Source organism: Vibrio sp. QJM3NY_15, from assembly GCF_057785995.1.
Map to the genome: position 1 here is coordinate 643,692 of NZ_CM173517.1, position 21,504 is coordinate 665,195.

At 44.0% G+C, this 21,504-nt stretch carries 21 protein-coding genes; 18 read left to right on the forward strand and 3 right to left on the reverse strand.

The genetic code is table 11. The features are described 5' to 3' along the window. Positions 1–3 precede the first annotated feature (3 nt). Together AC3CKG_RS02775 and AC3CKG_RS02780 are read right to left on the reverse strand one after the other, a co-directional pair. Positions 4–1,944, reverse strand: a complete 1,941-nt coding sequence (locus AC3CKG_RS02775; protein ID WP_488528782.1) for a HAMP domain-containing methyl-accepting chemotaxis protein — start codon at positions 1,942–1,944, stop codon at positions 4–6. A 275-nt stretch (positions 1,945–2,219) separates the two neighbouring features. Next, on the reverse strand, positions 2,220–2,663 hold the full coding sequence (locus AC3CKG_RS02780; protein WP_065113438.1) for a CBS domain-containing protein: 444 nt from the start codon (positions 2,661–2,663) through the stop codon (positions 2,220–2,222). Between the two features lie 335 nt (positions 2,664–2,998). Between AC3CKG_RS02780 and queA the strand changes: the two genes are divergently transcribed. The 5 genes from queA to secF all read left to right on the forward strand — a co-directional run bounded on the left by queA (position 2,999) and on the right by secF (position 8,695). Further along, entirely contained in the window at positions 2,999–4,051 is a 1,053-nt protein-coding gene (gene queA, locus AC3CKG_RS02785; RefSeq protein WP_065105028.1) for a tRNA preQ1(34) S-adenosylmethionine ribosyltransferase-isomerase QueA, read from the forward strand. Between the two features lie 228 nt (positions 4,052–4,279). Beyond that, positions 4,280–5,416: a tRNA guanosine(34) transglycosylase Tgt gene (tgt, locus tag AC3CKG_RS02790; protein ID WP_004735086.1), complete on the forward strand. Its 1,137-nt coding sequence runs from the start codon at positions 4,280–4,282 to the stop codon at positions 5,414–5,416. A gap of 110 nt (positions 5,417–5,526) precedes the next feature. Further along, positions 5,527–5,856: a preprotein translocase subunit YajC gene (gene yajC, locus AC3CKG_RS02795; protein ID WP_010440492.1), complete on the forward strand. Its 330-nt coding sequence runs from the start codon at positions 5,527–5,529 to the stop codon at positions 5,854–5,856. 20 nt (positions 5,857–5,876) lie between these two features. After that, positions 5,877–7,733 (forward strand): protein translocase subunit SecD, encoded by a 1,857-nt coding sequence (gene secD / locus AC3CKG_RS02800; RefSeq protein ID WP_017106488.1) that lies wholly within the window; start codon positions 5,877–5,879, stop codon positions 7,731–7,733. A gap of 14 nt (positions 7,734–7,747) precedes the next feature. Continuing rightward, positions 7,748–8,695, forward strand: a complete 948-nt coding sequence (gene secF, locus AC3CKG_RS02805; RefSeq protein WP_017106487.1) for a protein translocase subunit SecF — start codon at positions 7,748–7,750, stop codon at positions 8,693–8,695. 248 nt (positions 8,696–8,943) lie between these two features. On the opposite strand, the gene suhB is transcribed toward secF, so the two are convergent. After that, entirely contained in the window at positions 8,944–9,747 is an 804-nt protein-coding gene (gene suhB, locus AC3CKG_RS02810; protein WP_065105027.1) for an inositol-1-monophosphatase, read from the reverse strand. A 180-nt stretch (positions 9,748–9,927) separates the two neighbouring features. Between suhB and trmJ the strand changes: the two genes are divergently transcribed. The 13 genes from trmJ (at position 9,928) to rodZ (ending at position 21,504) form a co-directional block, all read left to right on the forward strand. Next, a complete protein-coding gene (gene trmJ / locus AC3CKG_RS02815) occupies positions 9,928–10,656 on the forward strand; it encodes a tRNA (cytosine(32)/uridine(32)-2'-O)-methyltransferase TrmJ (RefSeq protein ID WP_017110475.1) in 729 nt (242 codons plus the stop codon). A gap of 116 nt (positions 10,657–10,772) precedes the next feature. Continuing rightward, positions 10,773–11,294 carry a Fe-S cluster assembly transcriptional regulator IscR gene (iscR, locus tag AC3CKG_RS02820; protein ID WP_017110474.1) on the forward strand — a complete coding sequence of 174 codons (522 nt, stop codon included), beginning with the start codon at positions 10,773–10,775 and terminating at the stop codon, positions 11,292–11,294. Between the two features lie 27 nt (positions 11,295–11,321). Then, entirely contained in the window at positions 11,322–12,536 is a 1,215-nt protein-coding gene (locus AC3CKG_RS02825; protein WP_009848287.1) for an IscS subfamily cysteine desulfurase, read from the forward strand. A 33-nt stretch (positions 12,537–12,569) separates the two neighbouring features. Then, entirely contained in the window at positions 12,570–12,947 is a 378-nt protein-coding gene (iscU, locus tag AC3CKG_RS02830) for a Fe-S cluster assembly scaffold IscU (RefSeq protein ID WP_004735094.1), read from the forward strand. Between the two features lie 103 nt (positions 12,948–13,050). Then, complete coding sequence (iscA, locus tag AC3CKG_RS02835; protein ID WP_004735095.1) at positions 13,051–13,374, forward strand: iron-sulfur cluster assembly protein IscA; 324 nt, start codon at positions 13,051–13,053, stop codon at positions 13,372–13,374. A gap of 80 nt (positions 13,375–13,454) precedes the next feature. After that, positions 13,455–13,970: a co-chaperone HscB gene (hscB, locus tag AC3CKG_RS02840; protein WP_009848288.1), complete on the forward strand. Its 516-nt coding sequence runs from the start codon at positions 13,455–13,457 to the stop codon at positions 13,968–13,970. Between the two features lie 22 nt (positions 13,971–13,992). Then, positions 13,993–15,843 (forward strand): Fe-S protein assembly chaperone HscA, encoded by a 1,851-nt coding sequence (gene hscA, locus AC3CKG_RS02845; RefSeq protein WP_102279640.1) that lies wholly within the window; start codon positions 13,993–13,995, stop codon positions 15,841–15,843. 20 nt (positions 15,844–15,863) lie between these two features. Further along, positions 15,864–16,202 (forward strand): ISC system 2Fe-2S type ferredoxin, encoded by a 339-nt coding sequence (fdx, locus tag AC3CKG_RS02850; RefSeq protein ID WP_004735098.1) that lies wholly within the window; start codon positions 15,864–15,866, stop codon positions 16,200–16,202. Positions 16,203–16,294: 92 nt separating this feature from the next. Continuing rightward, on the forward strand, positions 16,295–16,495 hold the full coding sequence (gene iscX / locus AC3CKG_RS02855) for a Fe-S cluster assembly protein IscX (protein ID WP_017098072.1): 201 nt from the start codon (positions 16,295–16,297) through the stop codon (positions 16,493–16,495). A gap of 206 nt (positions 16,496–16,701) precedes the next feature. Next, the gene (pepB, locus tag AC3CKG_RS02860) at positions 16,702–17,997 is read left to right on the forward strand and encodes an aminopeptidase PepB (RefSeq protein ID WP_017098071.1); all 1,296 of its coding nucleotides are present in this window, start codon (positions 16,702–16,704) and stop codon (positions 17,995–17,997) included. Between the two features lie 106 nt (positions 17,998–18,103). Next, positions 18,104–18,538, forward strand: a complete 435-nt coding sequence (gene ndk, locus AC3CKG_RS02865; protein WP_004735101.1) for a nucleoside-diphosphate kinase — start codon at positions 18,104–18,106, stop codon at positions 18,536–18,538. Positions 18,539–18,985: 447 nt separating this feature from the next. Further along, positions 18,986–20,128, forward strand: coding sequence for a dual-specificity RNA methyltransferase RlmN (gene rlmN / locus AC3CKG_RS02870; protein WP_009848292.1), 1,143 nt, complete (start codon positions 18,986–18,988; stop codon positions 20,126–20,128). 440 nt (positions 20,129–20,568) lie between these two features. After that, on the forward strand, positions 20,569–21,504 hold the full coding sequence (gene rodZ / locus AC3CKG_RS02875; protein WP_372203223.1) for a cytoskeleton protein RodZ: 936 nt from the start codon (positions 20,569–20,571) through the stop codon (positions 21,502–21,504).

Consider the following 21,504-nt stretch of genomic DNA (forward strand, 5'->3'; position numbering starts at 1 on the left):
GCATTAGATTTTGAAAAAACTCAGTAAGTCTTTTTGCTTAACGGCTAATGAAGAGAGTTCTTCACTTGCCTGTTTGCTCTGCTCAATGCCTGATACATTCTGGTGAACGATATCAAAGGTCAAAGATACATTTTGTGAAATATCCTGTGTGACTCCTGATTGCTCTTCAGATGCTGTCGCTACTTGTGTATTCATATCTGAAATCAGGCCAACGGATTCAGTGATTGATGCAAATGCAGTTCTTAGCTGTTCGCTGTAATGACGCGACTCTACGGCTAGCGATAGGTTAGATTGCATGAATTGATTGGCATCTTTCGCTTGCGCTTGAAGTCGAGAGATTATCTCTTGAATATCGACAGTTGATTGTTGTGTTTTAGCCGCCAGAGAGCGAACTTCATCAGCAACGACAGCAAACCCACGCCCTTGCTCACCAGCTCGTGCTGCTTCAATTGCCGCATTTAACGCAAGCAAATTCGTCTGTTCGGAAATCGAGTTGATCACTTCAATAACAGTCCCGATCTCTACCGAGTACTCTTGCAGTTGATTGACGATGTTTGATGTTTCTTCGATTGAGTCTTCAACCTTGCGAGAGATATCATCAGATGCATCGAGTGAAACTCCTCCCTCTTTGACGTTGGAAGTTGCACCAGTTGCTGCGTTCTCAGCACTAGCAGCGTTGTGGCTGACTTCATTCGCAGTGCTAGAAAGCTCATTGATGGCTGTTGCTATTTGTTCCATTTGACTCAGTTCTTGTTGAGCGTTCCCCTCGGTTTGGCTCATTACGGCTGTTAACTCAACTGAAGCTGCTGAAACATTGTCTGAAATTTGGTGGAATCCATCGATGATGCGACGTAGTTCTTGGCGCATTTCTAAAATGTTGGCGTATATACCCGTTTCTTTCCCTGTTACTGGAATCTGTTTTGAAAGATCGCCTGAAGCAACTTCTTCGACAATTGATTGAATTTCGCTAGGCTCACCCCCTACCACTTTCCATACACTTCGGTAAATTGAGATTGCAATACCAAGGGCGATAGCAATAACAATGATTGAAAGTGCGCCTAAGATAAATTGAGCATTTGAAAATCGTTCAACCATGTTTGGTCCGACAGAGTCTTGCTTTGACTTGGTCGATAGCTTTATTTCTTCAATTGTTTTCGCCGCATTGCTACCAGCAACATCAAGAGTGTCAGAAACTATGCGGTTTCGTTCCTTTATCGTGTTAACAACTTCTGAAAAAGTGACTCGGTAGGTTTTAAAGGCATTATTAAAATCAGCTAAGTATCGAATTTGCTCGTTCGACATTAGTTGAGATTCTATTGTTTCTACAAGCAACGCTGCGGATGCAAATTCTTTTTCTGCTCGCTGAGCATCTTCTGTTTTGTTACTGGTGAGAAATTTAGAAGCATACAACCTTGATAGCAACACGTGTTGTTGAAGTTGTCCTGAACTAACAGCAACTTCTAAATCCTCTTCAGCAGAAGCTTGTGTCATCAAGTTAGTCACTGCTTGTCGCATCTTTAAACCTGATGGATCTAAGCTCTCTTTCACTAAGTTGTTTCTAGTATTGACCAGTTGAACAACCTGACTAAACCCTTGGTTGTACTGCTTAAGTTGCTTTTCTATCGCTAAAAACTCATTTTTATGGAGGTCGTCAAGATGAGCGTCTAACACTTCGTCGATCAATTGAATTGATGTAGTGATGCGCTTGTCCAGTTCTGAAGCATGCGATGCAACAGGGTTCTTTATATATTTTAATGCAGATAAACGAGCTTCCAATATGTTGGCTTGGATTCGCCCTGTGGATACGCTTGTTAATGCTAGGGAACGATAGGTATTAAACCCATCACTCGATTGATAAAAGCGCAATGAAGCAACGATTGAAATAACCAAAATTAGCGCAAGAATTACGCCAAAACCCAAGGACAGCAATTTCTTTAAACTCATAAGTATCATTCCCAGAAAGGCAGTTTGTTTTTATTGTTAACAAATTTTCACACTATCCAAACGATAGATATATCAATAAATCTAATTAGAGCCTTACATTCTCATATATAAGAACAATAAGTGAGGTCGGTTTATTGAGAGGCTTGAACTTTGGAACTGGTCTCTAAGAAGAAATGAGGGCTGTAGTGAGTTTCACAGTGAATATGTGAGAGTTGGGGCATGTAAAGAGCCTTGGATTGAAAGGCTCTAGGGGGGAGCGGGTAAAACAACCTTGATTAACCTTCTACTTCTTCCGGTTCTACTTCCTCTTGTAGCTCTAATAAGTTAATCGCTATCGTGACGAAATCACTGTCAGTAATTATCCCTACTAATTCGTAGTTTTCTACGACAGGTAAACAGCCCACTTTGTGTTTCTGCATATAGATAGCCGACTCTTTTAACCCTGCACGTGGTTCAACCGACATAACACTTTTATGCATGATGTCGTTGAGGGGAGTAGCAAGAGTAAAAGATTGAGCTTGTGGGATATTTTGTAGACTGGATTCTTGAGCGGCTAGAACGTCTCGCTGTGTGACGACACCGAGTAGTTTTCTGTCGGCATCAACGACCGGAATATGGCGGATATCAAGCGCTTCCATCATGTGCTTTGCATCGGCCAGTGAATGTGAGCGCAATAGAGTATGAGGGTTGCGAGTCATCATATCTTCAACCTTGATCATACGAACCTCCTTATTTTTTAATTTGTTGCTATTACTATAGTTTTTTATCCGAAAAATAACTGAGAGCTGACGCATTTTTGGGGGAGTTTTATGCAACTAATTCTCGAAATTTAAGAGGTTAATCGGTAGCATTCTTTTACGCCTCTTTACAATAATCCATTGCTGTAAACCTTGCTATTGCGGCTCGTGTGCCTATACTAGCCCACTGCGAAATTTTTAGTCGCGCCTGCGATCTGTTTACGGTAGCTATTTCCTTACGGTAACGGTGTATTAGCGGCAGCGATTTATGATTCGTCAACGATACAAACCTCATCAACTAAGACAAGATTAGACACATGCAAGTTTCAGATTTTCACTTTGACCTACCAGATGAACTTATTGCTCGCTACCCTCAAGAAGAGCGTACAGCAAGCCGACTACTTAAATTAGACGGTAATAATGGCAACCTAGCTGATGGTTCGTTTAAAGACGTTTTAGACTTGGTTGAACCAGGTGATCTTGTCGTTTTCAATAACACTCGTGTTATTCCTGCTCGCGTATTCGGTCGCAAGGCATCAGGCGGTAAGCTTGAAGTGCTTGTTGAGCGTATGTTAGATGAGAAAAGCATTCTGGCGCATGTTCGTTGTTCTAAATCACCAAAGCCGGGCACTAAGTTGTTCCTTGGTGAGAACGATGAATATGAAGCTGAAATGGTGGCGCGTCATGATGCGTTATTTGAAATCCATTTCACATCCGATCAAAGCGTTTTAGATATTTTAAACAACGTCGGTCACATGCCATTACCGCCTTATATCGATCGTCCAGATGAAGACGCCGATAAAGAGCGCTACCAGACTGTCTATAATGAAAAGCCGGGTGCAGTTGCTGCGCCAACAGCTGGCCTTCATTTTGATGACAAGTTAATGGCTGGCATGAAAGAAAAAGGTGTTGAGTTTGCTTACGTGACACTTCACGTTGGTGCTGGCACATTCCAGCCCGTTAAAGTAGACAACATCAATGATCACCACATGCATGCAGAGTACGTTGAAGTACCGCAAGAAGTGGTTGACGCCGTAGCTGCTGCAAAAGCACGTGGCGGACGTATCATTGCCGTTGGTACAACATCAGTACGCTCACTAGAAAGTGCAGCGCAAGATGCACTGAAAAAAGGCACTGAGCTTGTTCCTTTCTTTGGTGATACAGAAATCTTCATCTTCCCTGGCTATGAATATCAGTTAGTGGATTGCTTGATTACCAATTTCCACTTACCAGAATCAACATTGATTATGTTGGTGAGTGCATTTGCTGGTTATGACAATGTGATGGGCGCATACGATCACGCAGTGAAGAGCGAATATCGTTTCTTCAGCTACGGCGATGCCATGTTCATCAATAAGAAAACAGCATAATTTAAAGCTTTGATCTTAGAGCTTAAAGCTTGGTGAGCTAATAGACTCACCAATGGATACAAAATATTTACGGGTGCTAGCAGTAGGCTAGGAGTCGGGCAGGTCACTGTCTAATCTCTCGCAAGGAATATGCGACCGCTCCTCATAGAACTCGCTAGATTGAACTTATGTTTAGCTTCAGGTTCTGAATTATCAGTCAGATTGTTTCTCTGGCATATTGGAGGCTTCGTGAAATTAAAATACGAACTTAAAAAAACAAACAGCGGCGCACGTCGTGGTCAACTTCAGTTTGAACGTGGTAGCGTTGAAACACCAGCATTCATGCCAGTAGGTACTTACGGTACGGTTAAAGGTATGACTCCTGAAGAAGTGAAAGACACCGGTGCTGAAATCCTACTAGGTAATACGTTCCACCTATGGTTACGCCCTGGTCAAGAAATCATGAAACTGCACGGTGACTTGCACGATTTCATGAACTGGAAAGGCCCGATTCTGACTGATTCAGGCGGTTTCCAAGTATTCAGCCTAGGTGCTACGCGTAAAATTACTGAAGAGGGTGTTCACTTCCGCAACCCTGTAAACGGTGACAAGATCTTCATGGACGCTGAAAAGTCGATGGAAATCCAAAAGGATCTAGGTTCAGACATCGTAATGATCTTTGACGAATGTACGCCTTATCCTGCGACGCATAAAGAAGCTAAAGACTCAATGGAGATGTCTCTTCGTTGGGCTCAGCGTTCACGCAATCACTTTGATAAGCAAGAAAACCCGAACTCACTGTTCGGTATCGTTCAAGGTGGCGTATACGAAGACCTTCGTGATGTATCAGTTAAAGGCCTAACAGAAATTGGTTTTGATGGTTACGCTGTTGGCGGCCTAGCAGTAGGCGAACCAAAAGAAGACATGCACCGTATTCTTGAGCACACATGTCCTCAACTGCCTGAAGATAAGCCACGTTACCTGATGGGCGTAGGCAAACCTGAAGACTTAGTTGAAGGTGTTCGTCGTGGTATCGACATGTTTGACTGTGTTATGCCAACACGAAATGCACGTAACGGCCACTTGTTTGTGACTGAAGGTGTGATCAAGATCCGTAATGCGAAGCATAAAACCGATACAACACCACTAGATTCAGATTGTGACTGTTACACTTGTAAGAACTACAGTAAGTCTTACTTACATCATTTGGATCGCTGTAATGAAATCCTAGGTGCAAGACTAAACACTATCCATAACCTGCGTTTCTACCAACGAATCATGTCAGACATTCGTCAATCTATTGATGAAGACCGTTTTGAAGAGTTCGTTGCTGAGTTCTACGCAAGAATGGGGCGTGAAGTGCCACCACTAGGTAAAGAATCTTAGTATTTCTTTTTTGCGAGCCCTATCTCTCTTCCGAGTGATGGGGCTTGAAAATAAAGGGATGCAACCCAATTAGACAAACAATTACTAAAATATAATAGAGGATGTTTTTAATGTTTATTTCTCAAGCTCACGCAGCCGCAGAAGGTGCACCAGCAGGCGGCGGTTTCGAAATGCTTATCATGCTAGGTATGTTCGCTGTGATCTTCTACTTCATGATCTACCGTCCACAAGCTAAGCGCGTAAAAGAGCATAAGAACCTTATGTCTTCTATGGGCAAAGGCGATGAAGTTCTAACGAGCGGCGGTCTGATTGGTAAGATTACTAAGATTGCAGAAGACAGCGACTACGTTGCTATCGAACTGAACGCAAACAACGAAGTTGTTATCAAGAAAGACTTCGTTACAGCAGTGCTACCAAAAGGTACTCTGAAATCTCTATAAACAGCTAGAGGATCCTCGCTGTGCTAAACCGTTATCCGTTATGGAAGTATTTGATGGTGATGTTTGCCATCGCTATCGCTGCGTTGTACGCACTTCCAAATATATACGGTGAAGATCCGGCAGTTCAAGTTACAGGGGCGCGCGGCGCCTCTGTAGATCTGTCTACGCTGGATGCTGTCACCGACGCTCTTGAAGCAAAGAGCCTTTCTACTAAATCCGTTGCTCTAGAGAACGGTTCCATTCTTGTTCGCTTTAACGATACAGATACGCAAATCAGTGCCCGTGATATCATCACAGAAGCACTAGGCGATGACGTTATCGTTGCTTTAAACCTAGCTGCTTCAACTCCTGATTGGCTCGAGTCCATTGGTGCTGCACCAATGAAACTGGGTCTTGACCTGCGTGGTGGTGTTCACTTCTTAATGGAAGTGGATATGGACGCTGCAATGGAAAAGCTCGTTGGCCAACAAGAAGAAGCGTTCCGTAGCGAACTTCGTGAAGAAAAAATCCGTTACCGTGCTATTCGCCCATCGGGTAAAGATGCCGTGGAAGTGATTCTGCGTAACGAAGAACAGCTTGCTGAAGCGAAATCGCTACTGCAATCTAAGCACCAAGATATGACGTTCGTAGATTCAGAATCTAACGGTCGTTTCTCTTTGATTGCTAACTTCACTGAAACTCGCCTTCAAGAAATCCGCAACTACGCGGTAGAGCAAAACATTACCATTCTACGTAACCGTGTTAACGAACTTGGTGTTGCTGAGCCTTTGGTTCAACGCCAAGGTGCTAGCCGTATCGTAGTGGAATTGCCAGGTGTTCAAGACACGGCTCGTGCTAAAGAAATTTTAGGCGCAACCGCGACTCTTGAATTCCGTGAAGTAGACAGCAGTGCCGATTTGGCCGCTGCAGCTGCTGGTCGTGCTCCTGCTGGTAGTGAAATCAAGCAAGACCGTGATGGTCGCCCTGTAGTACTTAAGAAGCGCGTTATCTTAGGCGGTTCTAGCATTACAGATGCAAGCTCAAGTGTTGATGAATATGGTCGCCCACAAGTTAACATCTCGCTAGATAGCGAAGGTGGTAGCAAGATGTCTACGTTCTCTCGTCAAAATATCGGTAAGCTAATGGCAACCGTATTTGCAGAGTACAAAGACAGCGGTCGTAAAACACCTGAAGGCCGAGTGATCCTAAGTAAGCACGAAGAAGTGATTAACCAAGCGACGATTCAATCTGCACTTGGCCGTAACTTCCGTATTACAGGTATCGACTCAACGGCTGAAGCTCATAACTTGGCACTTCTACTACGTGCTGGTGCATTGATTGCTCCTATCTCGATTGTAGAAGAACGTACGATTGGTCCATCTATGGGTCAACAAAACATCGATATGGGTATCATGGCGATGGTTTGGGGTATGGCTGCAGTAATGCTATTTACACTGCTTTACTACCGTACTTTCGGTTTGATTGCGAATGTCGCTCTGATGGCTAACTTGGTGTTGATTATTGGTGTGATGTCGATGATTCCTGGCGCGACAATGACGCTACCAGGTATTGCCGGTATCGTATTGACGGTCGGAATGGCAGTCGATGCCAACGTTCTTATCTTTGAGCGTATACGTGAAGAACTTCGAGATGGACGCAGTCCACAACAAGCGATTCACCAAGGTTATGCAAACGCATTTAGCACAATCGCCGATGCCAACATCACCACACTATTAACAGCAATCATTCTATTTGCTGTCGGTACAGGTGCGATTAAAGGCTTCGCGGTAACGTTATCAATCGGTATCTTGACTTCAATGTTTACAGCTATTATCGGAACACGTTGTATCGTGAACCTGATGTATGGCGGTAAACGTGTTAAGAAACTGTCGATCTAAGGCTAGGAATTAATATGTTTCAGATTCTAAAAGCAGAAAAAATGATCGACTTTATGCGTTGGTCAAAGGTTGCCTTTGTATTCTCTATCTTGATGATTGGTACGGCTATCTTCACCCTAACAACGAAATCGTTGAACTGGGGTCTAGATTTTACCGGCGGTACTCTGATTGAAGTGGGTTTTGAGGAACCAGCAAACCTACCCGATATCCGAAGTGCACTAGAAGCTGAAGGCTTTGGTGATGCTACGGTTCAGAACTTTGGTTCTGCGCGTGAGGTAATGGTTCGTCTACGTCCACGTGACGGTGTTGCGGGCGAAACGCTTGGTAACCAAATCCTGTCTGCGATTAAAGATGGTACTGGTGAACAAGTTGAGATGCGTCGTATCGAGTTCGTTGGTCCAAACGTGGGTGATGAACTAACAGAAGCTGGTGGTCTTGCGATCTTAGTTTCTCTGATCTGTATCTTGATCTACGTATCAGTACGATTTGAATGGCGATTAGCTGCAGGTGCTGTATTAGCCCTAGCGCACGACGTTATCATCACACTAGGTGTGTTCTCTCTAATGCAAATTGAAGTAGACCTTACTATCGTGGCAGCCTTGCTGACGGTGGTCGGTTACTCCCTCAACGATACCATAGTGGTATTTGACCGTATTCGTGAGAACTTCCGTAAGATGCGTAAAGGCGAAGCGCCTGAAGTATTGAACAGCTCAATCACACAAACATTGAGCCGTACTTTGATTACTTCTGGTACGACGTTGTTCGTGGTTATCGCTCTGTTTGTACAGGGTGGTGCTATGATTCACGGTTTCGCGACTGCACTTCTATTGGGTATTACAGTGGGTACTTACTCTTCTATCTACGTTGCATCAGCACTAGCTATGAAGTTGGGTATCACGCGTGAACACCTAATGCCACCACAAGTGGAAAAAGAAGGTGAAGAGTTTAACGAGATGCCTTAAGCCTTGGCTTAAACTGTTTCGATAAACCAAAAAAACCGCTAGGCAACTAGCGGTTTTTTTACATCTGTATTTTGTGGTTGAGCTCAATGCAATTTAACGTTGAAGTGAGTTGCACTCAATGTAACTAAGCGCCATCCTGCTCGTAGCTCGTAGCTCGTAGCTCGAAGAGCAGATACAAAAAAGCCCCGCAATCGCGAGGCTTTGAAAATATTTTGCTCTTAATTAAGAGCATTAACGCAAGGTCTGAATTACTTCAGCATACCTTCGTTAGAGTTCTCACGAACGTGCTTAAGAATAGACTTAACACCACGTGCGCTTGAAGCAACAACATTACCAGAAGTCATGTAATCAGTACCGCCAGCAAAGTCAGTCATGATAGCACCAGCTTCACGAGCGATTAGATCGCCAGCTGCTAGATCCCATGGCTTAAGGCCTAGTTCTAGGTAACCGTCAACACGGCCAGCCGCTAGGTAACATAGGTCAAGAGCTGGAGAACCAGTACGACGGAAGTCAGCACAGTCAACGAATAGACCAGTGATGATTTTCATGAAAGATTCAGAGTGTTGTTTTTGCTTGAACGGGAAACCAGTAGCAAGAACAGTACCTTGAAGGTCTTTAAGTTGAGTAACACGCATACGAGCGTTGTTAAGTTGTGCGCCAGCGCCACGTTGAGCTGTGAATAGCTCGTTTAGCATTGGATCATAAACACAAGCAACTTCTGTACGACCGTTCATGCGAACAGCGATAGATACTGAGAAGTGAGGGAAACCTTTTACAAAGTTGTTGGTGCCATCTAGTGGGTCAACGATCCATTGTACGTCAGAGTCTTTACCTTCAGTTAGGCCTGACTCTTCAGAAATAATGCTGTGCTCTGGGTAAGATGATTTGATTGTCTCAATAATCATGTACTCAGCTTCTTGAGCAATGTTAGTAACGTAATCGTTGTTACCTTTTAGAGACGTTTCGATCTTATCAGTTGTTTCTAGAGATTTAGCAATATGGTTGCCAGCTTTACGCGCAGCGCGTATCGCAATGTTTAGCATTGGATGCATAGGTTTTTCCCACAAGATGTTAAAGAACAGTTTAAAGCGGCGGCGAGTATACCAAATTTTTTGCAAAAGGGAAGTGGTTGTTTTTTGAACTCTTGAATTCACATTACGAGAAGGGTCTGACCATTTTACTTAGCTATGTGTTAATATCTCGCGATTATTTTTAAAGTGGTGTCATATAGCATGTTAGACAATGTAAAAGTCGTTCTGGTTGGTACGTCTCATTCGGGAAATATCGGATCAGCAGCTCGCGCAATGAAAGTGATGGGTTTGAGTCAATTGGTTCTTGTTGACCCTCAATGTGAAGTTGACGAGCAGACCTTAGCACTGGCAGCGGGTGCAGGTGACATCGCAGAAAATGCGACGATTGTTTCTACACTGGATGAAGCAGTAAAAGACTGTGGTTTGGTGGTAGGTTCGAGTGCGCGTTCACGTACGCTTGAATGGCCAATGCTTGAGCCGCGTGAATGTGGTGAAAAGTTTGCAGTTGAAGGTCAAAAACACCCTGTAGCATTAGTCTTCGGCCGTGAACGTACTGGTCTAACAAATGATGAACTGCAAAAGTGTCATTACCATGTGTGTATCCCTGCGAACCCTGAATACAGTTCACTGAACCTAGCAATGGCGGTACAAACGCTAAGCTATGAAGTTCGTGTGGCACACCTTGATATGGTTGCTAGCCAATATCAGCCGCAGCAACAAGATGACTATCCTCGTCACGAAGAACTAGAAATGTTCTACGAACACCTTGAAAAAGTGATCATCGATACCCAATTTATCTCTAAGGACAAGCCTGGTCAGGTGATGAACAAGCTACGTCGCCTATTCAGCCGAGCTCGTCCAGAACTGCAAGAGATCAATACTCTACGCGGTATTTTGACCTCTATTGAGAAGAGTAATAAAGACAAATAAAGCCCATGCAATAGGTAGGGGTGAATACCTGACTAAAATAGTCAACTAAATACTTGACCAATTTAGTCGGGTATGGGAAAATTCCAACCACATAAACAATGTGGATACGGTGTGATATGAAACTTACATCTAAAGGAAGATATGCGGTAACAGCTATGCTAGATGTAGCACTGCATTCGCAAAAAAGCCCAGTTCCTCTGGCTGACATTTCAGAGCGACAGGGTATTTCGTTATCTTACTTAGAACAGCTATTTTCTAAGTTACGTAAAGCTGGCTTAGTTGCTAGTGTTCGTGGTCCTGGTGGTGGTTACCGCCTAGGTGCTGAAGCGGGCGACATCGCTGTCGGAACTGTGATTGCTGCAGTTGACGAATCAGTCGATGCAACTAAGTGTCACGGTAGAGCAGATTGCCAAGGTGGTAGTCGTTGTTTAACTCACACTTTATGGCGTGATTTAAGCTCCCGTATTAGCAGCTTCTTAAATGACATTACGCTCGGTGAGCTAATGAAAGATAACGAAGTTTTACAGATTTCTGATCGTCAAGATATTGATCTTGCGGTTAATAATGGTTTTGCACAAAAAAATACGAGCACTACAACGATTAGTGCAGCACCTCACGGTGTTAATGCCCGCTCTTAGCGGTCAGTTTTTACATTGGAGTAGAAAATGAAACTGCCTATTTACTTTGACTATTCAGCTACATGTCCAGTCGATCCACGTGTTGCTGAAAAGATGGTTCAGTGTATGACGATGGATGGTAACTTCGGTAACCCTGCGTCTCGTTCACACCGTTATGGCTGGCAGGCAGAAGAATCAGTAGATAATGCTCGTGAGCAAATTGCCGATCTACTAAATGCAGACCCACGTGAGATTGTTTTCACGTCAGGAGCTACAGAGTCAGATAACCTTGCTATCAAAGGTGCAGCGCACTTTTACGAGAAGAAAGGTAAGCACGTAATCACGTGCAAAACAGAACACAAAGCGGTTCTTGATCCATGTCGCCAACTAGAGCGTGAAGGTTTTGAGGTTACATACCTTGAGCCAGAAGCAAACGGCATCATCGATCTAGACAAGCTACAAGCTGCAATGCGTGAAGATACTGTTCTAGTTTCTATCATGCACGTAAACAACGAGATTGGTGTAATCCAAGATATCGGTGCAATCGGCGAATTATGTCGTGCACGCAAGATCATCTTCCACGTTGATGCGGCGCAGTCTGCGGGTAAAATCCCACTAGACGTAAAAGAGATGAAAGTTGATCTTATCTCTATGTCTGCACACAAAGCATACGGCCCTAAAGGCATCGGCGCTTTGTACGTTCGTCGTAAGCCACGTATTCGCCTTGAAGCGCAAATGCACGGTGGCGGTCATGAACGTGGTTTCCGTTCTGGTACTCTTGCTACTCACCAAATCGTGGGTATGGGCGAAGCGTTTGCTATTGCTAAACAAGATATGCAGAAAGATTACGATCACGCACTAGCACTTCGTGAGCGCCTATTGAAAGGTGTTCAAGATCTAGAAGCCGTAACCGTAAACGGCGACTTAGACCAACGTGTACCACACAACCTAAACGTGAGCTTCGCTTTCGTTGAAGGTGAGTCTCTGCTTATGTCTCTAAAAGACCTAGCAGTATCATCGGGTTCTGCATGTACATCAGCAAGCCTAGAGCCTTCATACGTTCTACGTGCTCTTGGTCTAAACGATGAACTGGCACACAGCTCAGTACGTTTCTCATTCGGCCGTTTCACAACGGAAGAAGAAATCGACTACGCGATTGCACAAATCCGTGTAGCGGTAAACAAATTACGCGACATGTCTCCTCTATGGGATATGTATAAAGAAGGGATTGATTTGAACACTGTTGAGTGGGCTCATCACTAATCTCACGGAAATAGAGGATTCGAGGTAACTATCATGGCATATAGCGAAAAAGTAATTGATCACTACGAAAACCCACGTAACGTAGGTTCGTTTGATAAAGAAGACCCAAGTGTAGGTAGCGGCATGGTTGGCGCACCGGCTTGTGGTGACGTAATGAAACTGCAAATCAAAGTATCTGCAGAAGGTATTATTGAAGACGCAAAATTCAAGACTTACGGTTGCGGTAGCGCAATCGCTTCTAGCTCACTAGTTACAGAGTGGGTTAAAGGTAAAAGTATTGATGAAGCAGCTGCTATTAAAAACTCTGAAATCGCAGAAGAGCTTGAGTTGCCACCAGTGAAAGTTCACTGTTCAATTCTTGCTGAAGATGCAATCAAAGCAGCTGTTGCGGATTACAAAAAGAAGCACTAATCGCTTCAATCCCGTAATCACGTCGACAAAATAAGTAATATTTGGGAGCACCCTTTGTGCTCCCACCTGAGTTCTCAATTTATATAAAACACAAGGTTGTAGTATGGCCATCACCATGACAGATACGGCAGCAAGCCGAGTTCAAGCTTTCCTAGATAACCGTGGTAAAGGTCTCGGGTTACGCTTAGCAGTAAAAACTACTGGCTGTTCGGGTATGGCGTATGTACTGGAATTCGTTGACGAGCTCAACGAAGAAGACGAAGTGTTTGAGCACTCAGGTGTTAAGGTCATCATTGATCCAAAGAGCCTAGTATACCTAGACGGTACTGAGCTTGATTATGTAAAAGAAGGCCTAAACGAAGGTTTTGAATTCAACAACCCGAACGCGAAAGGCGAATGTGGTTGTGGTGAGAGCTTCAATGTTTAAACGCTTGAATCGTTAAGCGTTGTAAGCGAAGAATAAAATTAGGCTCTGAACAAAGAGCCTAAACTTAGGACCACCTTTACATGAATCATTTCGAATTATTTGGGCTACCACTTCAGTTTCAACTGGATGGTAGCCTTCTTTCTTCTCAGTTTAGAGATCTGCAACGCCAATTCCATCCTGATAAATTTGCGATAGCTTCTGAGCGTGACCGCTTATTAGCCGTGCAAAAAGCGGCACAAATCAACGATGCGTACCAGGTATTGAAGAATCCAATCAGCCGAGCGGAATACCTGTTGGTTCAACACGGAGAAGACATTCGTGGCGAACAACAAACCATGCAAGATCCGATGTTCCTGATGGAGCAAATGGAACTGCGTGAAGAGCTGGAAGATATCGCAGACAGTTCTGATCCTGAAGATGCGCTATTTGCATTTGAAGGCAAGGTTAGCAAAATGTATAAACAACAATTAAGTGCTATCCAACAAGAACTCGAAAGCGAAGCTTGGCTAGAAGCTGCAGACCGAGTAAGAAAGCTTAAGTTTATTGCAAAATTAAAGAATGAAATCGAATTAGTTGAAGATCGTTTGATCGGCTAGTTTGTATAACAAGGACACATCCATGGCACTACTTCAGATTGCAGAACCAGGGCAAAGCGCCGCTCCTCACCAGCACAAGCTTGCAGTGGGTATTGATTTAGGTACAACAAACTCGTTGGTTGCTGCAGTACGCAGTGGCGAGGCGAGCACACTCGTTGATCAACAAGGTCGAAGCATTTTACCTTCCGTTGTTCACTACCAGTCAGAATCTTATACGACTGGCGATGAAGCTCGTGCTAACGCTCAGACTGACCCTAAAAATACCATTATCTCAGTTAAGCGATTAATCGGTCGCTCACTGTCGGATATTCAACAGCGATACCCGTCTCTGCCATATCAGTTTGAAGAAAGTGATAATGGTCTACCTGTGATCCGTACAGAACAAGGCAACAAGAACCCAATCCAGGTTTCTGCTGATATTCTACGAGCGCTTGGCCAACGTGCTGAGTCTACGCTAGGCGGTGAATTATCTGGCGCCGTGATTACGGTTCCTGCGTATTTTGATGATGCACAGCGTGCTGGTACAAAAGACGCGGCTCAACTTGCTGGTCTTCACGTGTTACGTCTTCTTAATGAACCTACTGCGGCAGCGATTGCTTATGGTTTGGATTCAGGTAAAGAAGGGGTGATTGCGGTTTATGACCTTGGCGGTGGCACGTTTGATATCTCTATCTTACGCCTGTCTAAAGGTGTCTTTGAAGTATTAGCAACTGGTGGTGACTCTGCATTAGGTGGAGACGACTTTGACCACTTGATCGCAGAACATTTCCAAGAGCAAATGGGCTTATCAGAGCTAACTGCAGAACAGAATCGTATTCTTCTAGATGCAGCAACAGAAGCGAAGATTGGCTTATCTGAAGCTGAAAGCGTTAATGTTGAAGTGTTGGGTTGGGCTGGTTCATTAACTCGTGAAGAGTTTGAAGACATCATTAAGCCGCTTGTTAAGAAAACACTGCTTTCATGTCGTCGTGCATTGAAAGATGCCGAAGTTGACGCGGATGATGTTCTAGAAGTCGTGATGGTCGGCGGTTCAACTCGTACATTGCTTGTACGTGAAATGGTAGGTGACTTTTTTGGTCGTACGCCATTAACCAGCATTAACCCAGATGAAGTGGTTGCGATTGGCGCTTCTATCCAAGCGGATATCTTAGTCGGCAACAAGCCTGACTCTGAAATGCTGCTGCTTGATGTTATCCCGCTTTCTTTAGGTATCGAGACTATGGGTGGCTTGGTCGAAAAGATCATTCCACGCAATACCACGATCCCTGTTGCTCGCGCACAAGAATTTACCACGTTCAAAGACGGTCAAACTGCAATGACAGTGCACACCGTGCAAGGTGAACGTGAGATGGTTGATGACTGTCGTTCATTGGCTCGTTTTGCTCTAAAAGGCATTCCGCCAATGGCAGCTGGTGCGGCGCATATTCGTGTGACTTACCAAGTAGATGCTGATGGCCTGCTATCGGTGACTGCTATGGAGAAGAGCACTGGTGTTCAAGCTGAAATTCAGGTTAAACCGTCTTACGGCTTAAGCGATAATGAAGTGGCGAATATGCTGAAAGATTCGATGACGTTTGCTAAAGAAGACATGCAAGCGCGTGCTTTAGCTGAACAACGTGTAGAAGCAGATCGTGTTATCGAAGGCCTTATTGCAGCAATGCAAGCTGATGGCGATGAGCTGCTTGATGAGCAAGAAAAACAGCACCTTCTGCAAGCTATTGAAGCACTGATTGAAGTGCGTAATGGCGAAAGTGCTGATGCCATCGAACTAGAAATTAAGAATACCGACAAAGCGAGCCAAGACTTTGCTTCTCGTCGTATGGATAAATCAATTCGAGCTGCACTGTCAGGTCAGTCAGTCGATAATATTTAATAGTTAGAGAATAGATAAACATGCCAAAGATTATTGTTTTACCTCACGAAGATCTATGTCCAGAAGGCGCTGTTTTAGAAGCAAAAACTGGTGAGACGGTTCTTGATGTTGCATTGAAGGCCGGTATTGGTATTGAACACGCATGTGAGAAGTCGTGTGCATGCACTACATGTCACGTCGTGATTCGTGAAGGTTTCGACTCATTAGAAGAAAGTGATGACCTAGAAGACGACATGCTTGATAAAGCATGGGGTCTGGAAATGGAATCTCGTCTTGGTTGCCAAGCTAAAGTAGCTGATACTGACCTTGTAGTTGAAATTCCAAAGTACACACTGAACTTAGCTTCTGAAGAGCACTAAGAACTCAGCTCGACTAAACGTGTTAGTAAAACTGGCATAAAATATAAATCATTAAGATGACAAATCGTCGCTGATAAAGATAAGGAAGTGTTATGAGCTTGAAATGGATTGATTCGCGAGATATTGCGATTGAGCTATGTGATTTATACCCTGAGACTGATCCTAAAACCGTACGTTTTACGGACTTGCATCAATGGGTGTTAGATCTTGAAGATTTTGATGATGAGCCGAATCACTCGAATGAGAAAATTCTAGAGGCCATTATTTTATGCTGGATGGATGAGATGGACTAACCCTCTTGTTCTATAATTTGGTCGTTGGTTGGAATTTATCTAATATAAACACAGCCAAGTTAACAATTCTTACTAAAAAAAGCGGACCTTATGGTCCGTTTTTTTATCAAAATGACATTTTACTTCTACATAATGCTAACATCAGAGCGCTAATAAAAAATAATCAGAATCACTCACTCAACGTGGTTCAAAGACAAGGAGAAATCATGTCTACACAGATGTCAGTATTTTTAAGTCAAGAAGCTGCCCAGCCTCAGTGGGGAGCAAGAGCTATCTTATCGTTTTCGGAAGCGGGAGCGACAATTCACATTGGTGAAGGCCACGATTTAGGTGCGGTTCAACGTGCTGGTCGTACGCTTGACGGACAAGGTATCGCATTGGTTGCACTTAGCGGTGAAGGTTGGGATCTAGAAAGTGTTTGGGCTTTTTACCAAGGCTACCGTGGACCAAAGAAAAAGAATGCATTGGAGTGGGATGCTCTAGCTGAAGCTGATCAAGTTGAATTAGAAGCACGTATCCGCGCGACAGATTGGACGCGTGACATCATCAACAAAACGGCTGAAGAAGTTGCCCCTCGTCAATTAGCGACAATGGCAGCTGAATACATCAAGTCAGTGGCACCAGCAGGCACTGTTAAAGCGAAAATCGTTAAAGACAAAGATCTCCTAACTGAAGGTTGGGAAGGCATCTACGCGGTAGGTCGCGGCTCTGAACGTACTTCAGCAATGCTTCAACTGGACTTCAACCCAACTGGCGATGAAAACGCACCTGTGTTTGCTTGTCTTGTGGGTAAAGGTATCACTTTCGACTCCGGCGGTTACAGCATAAAGCCAGGTCAATTCATGACAGCAATGAAGGCTGACATGGGTGGCGCAGCGACTATTACCGGTGGTTTAGGTCTAGCGATTGAACGCGGCCTAAACAAGCGTATTAAGCTTATACTATGTTGTGCAGAGAACATGATCTCTGGTCGTGCATTGAAGCTTGGCGACATCATTACTTACAAAAATGGTAAGACTGTCGAGATCATGAATACCGATGCGGAAGGTCGTTTAGTTTTAGCTGATGGCCTGATGTTCGCAAGTGCTCAGAACCCAGAGTTGATCATCGATTGTGCAACGCTAACAGGCGCGGCTAAAAATGCATTAGGTAACGACTACCACGCATTATTGAGCTTTGATGATGAGTTGTCTCATCAAGCACTAACGGCTGCGAACCAAGAGAAAGAAGGTCTATGGCCATTGCCTCTTGCTGATTTCCACCGTGGTATGTTGCCTTCAAACTTTGCTGATCTTTCAAACATCAGCTCTGGTGATTACACACCGGGTGCAAGTACCGCTGCTGCGTTCCTTTCTTACTTTGTAGATGACTACAAAAAAGGTTGGATTCACATGGATTGCGCGGGTACTTACCGCAAGTCATCAAGTGATAAGTGGGCTGCAGGCGCGACTGGTATGGGTGTTCGTACACTGGCTCGTCTTCTTATCGACCAAGCAAAATAATAATAAGAGTGAGCGGTATTTCGATACCGCTTATTCATAAACTCAGATCGAATGATCTTAGTAATTTCAGTATTTAATAACAAAAAAATGAAGTGAAGGAATCCCTATGGCTCTAGAAAGAACGTTCTCAATTGTTAAGCCGGATGCAGTTAAGCGTAACCTTGTCGGTGAAATCTACCACCGCATTGAAAAAGCAGGTCTACAGATTATTGCCGCTAAAATGGTTTCTCTTACAGAAGCGCAAGCAAGTGGCTTCTACGCAGAACATGAAGGTAAAGAGTTCTTTGGACCACTAAAAGAGTTCATGACTTCTGGTCCTATCATGGTTCAAGTACTTGAAGGCGAAAATGCGATCGCTCGTTACCGTGAACTAATGGGTAAAACTAACCCAGAAGAAGCGGCATGCGGCACTATCCGTGCTGACTACGCAATCAGCATGCGTTACAACTCAGTACACGGCAGTGATAGCCCTGAGTCTGCGGCTCGCGAAATCGAATTCTTCTTCCCAGAATCTGAAATTTGCCCGCGTCCAGCTGAATAAGCAGACAACAGCAAATATCAATAAAGGCTTCACTTCGGTGAAGCCTTTTTCGTTTCTGATGAGGTCTAGTGTCATTTCGGTAGTGACGAGGAAAGTGGTTGGGAGTCGCCGTGTGCTGTCGGAGATTCCAGATACCTCGGTTCTGGAATGACGCTCAAGTAGTGTTACTGGAAGGCTGGTAATGCAACGATAAACATTAGTTGTAGGTCGTAGAAAGGCACGAGTATTAGGTGGTTAAAGCCCGTCATTCCCGAAAGCGACGGAGGAGTGTAGTCGGGAATCTCGCTGTGAATTGGCCAAACTTAAGCAGGTAAGTTTGATTGTGTGAATTTTAATCACTTAAGTTTGAATGTCTTAGTAAACACAAGGTTTTACAGTGCTTGTTGAAGTTGCGTAAAGGCTGTACAATTCGCGCCCTTAATTATTGTTCCGTCATTGAGAGGCATCATGACCACAGCTAAAGTCAATCTACTCGATTTTGATCGTAAAGGTCTTCGTAAATTTTTCACAGAAGAACTGAATGAGAAAGCGTTTCGAGCAGAGCAAGTGATGAAGTGGATTTATCACTTCGGTGTCGATGACTTCGAACAAATGAACAACATCAACAAAAAATTACGCGAGAAACTGCTGCATCGCTGTGAGATTGTTGCACCTATCGTTTCAGAAGCTCAGCATTCTGCAGATGGCACCATTAAATGGGCTATGAGCGTTGGTGACCAAGACGTTGAAACGGTATACATCCCAGATGGTGACCGTGCGACGCTATGTGTATCTTCGCAAGTCGGTTGTGCGCTTGAATGTAAATTCTGCTCAACGGCTCAACAAGGCTTCAACCGTAACCTGAAAGTTTCAGAGATCGTTGGTCAAATCTGGCGTGCTGCACGTGAAATCGGTTTAGAGAAAGAAACGGGTCGTCGTCCAATTACTAACGTCGTAATGATGGGTATGGGTGAGCCTCTGCTTAACATGAAGAACCTAATTCCATCATTAGAGCTGATGCTTGATGATCTGGGTTTCTCACTGTCTAAGCGTCGTGTGACAGTATCAACATCCGGTGTTGTTTCTGGTCTTGATCAGATGACAGATAACATCGATGTCGCTCTGGCGATTTCTCTACACGCACCAAACGATGCACTACGTAGCCAAATCATGCCAATCAACGACCGTTGGGATATCCAAGATTTCCTAGCATCGGTTCGTCGCTACATTGCTTCTTCAAATGCTAACCGCGGTAAAGTAACGGTTGAGTACGTTCTTTTGGATCATGTGAATGATGATATGGACCACGCTCGTGAACTTGCTGAGCTAATGAAAGATACGCCTTGTAAGATCAACTTGATTCCATTTAACCCTTATCCGGGTTCGCCTTACAAGAAGCCAAGCAACTCTCGCATTGACCGCTTCCAAAAAACGCTGATGGAATACAACTACACAGTAACGGTTCGTAAAACTCGTGGTGATGATATTGATGCCGCATGTGGTCAGCTGGTTGGTGATGTTATTGATAGAACCAAGCGTACTAAAATGCTGAAAGCTGCCTCTGAAGCTAACTTAATCGCAGGTGATGTGATTCAAGTAAAAGCGGTTTAAATACCATTTAGAACGAAACAAGCCAGAAGGATTCCTTCTGGCTTGTTGCTTTTCTGGAAGGTGAATTTCCAATAATTGGATTTTTTCCCCACGCTTTCTTACATTTTTCGTTAAATTTTGGACAAAACCATGAGCTGACGGTAAATTTTGTCGAAAGTGTTTTTGCCTTGTAATGGCATTAGCTTATGATTAAATAATCTTAAATTAATTTAAGTGCTCGCTTGTTACCCGATAATCGTCAATGTGTCTATTTAGGTTGGCTACTTGATAAACTAGCTTCCTGAGAAAATCGCTCACCAACAGCGTGTGGTTTTCTACTTTAAGGGTTGATGAACTGGGTTGCAGGAAAAATTCCACATAGTAGGTTGTAAGATTGAGCTTAAACGAAAATAAAAAATGCTCTCATCAACCTGCGATAATACTTTAGAAGTTCACTCTCTATGAACACAGAACACGAAACACAAACACAACCGAAAGAAACTGTCGCTCCAGCAATTGAAGCGGGAACGCTGCTTAAAAATAAACGAGAATCTCTTGGTTTAACACAGAAGCAGATCTCTGATCGCTTGAAGTTGCGCGTTACGCTTATTCAGCAAATTGAAGAAAACCAGTTTGAATCAGATCAAGTGGCTACGTTTATGCGCGGCTACATTCGCTCATACGCGAAATACGTCAATCTTGACGAAAAGGTGGTATTGAGTGCGCTTCATCATGCCGGTGATGCTCAACATCAAGAACAAGAAATGCTGAGCTTTTCTCGTAAGACAAAAACAGAGAAGCACAACAGCCGTATTATGATCCTCACATGGAGCATCTTTGCTGTGATAGCGGGTATCTCATCACTTTGGTGGTGGCAGAACCAACAGCAAGACACCCTATCTCAATCTCTAGTGAATACTGAAAGCTCGGAAGAGCTGGTGGTAGAAGAGTCGCTTGATCCTGAGTTGACTTCGTTAGAAGTGATTGAAGCTGAGCAAAACACAGCGACATCTCCTGTTACTGAAAATTCTGATGACCTTCTGAATGTAGTGAGTGCTGCTGAAGCCTCAGAGAATGTCGAGCAAGTAGAACAGACACAAGACGTTGCAGAGGTTACCCCTGTAGCGGCTGAATCAGAGACAGTGACGCCTGAACCTGCAGCCAACGAACTAGTGATGCAGTTTTCTGCAGACTGTTGGATCCAAGTTAAAGATGCGGCAGGCAAGACTTTGTCTACTGGTATCAAAAAAGCAGGTCAGACACTCAATCTTTCAGGAACTGCGCCATACAAAGTGATTCTAGGTGCGCCAGAGGGCGTATCAATGACATTTGCAAGTGAACCCGTTGACCTTTCTGGGTATACTTCAGGCAAAGTAGCTAGAATAACCTTACCTTAG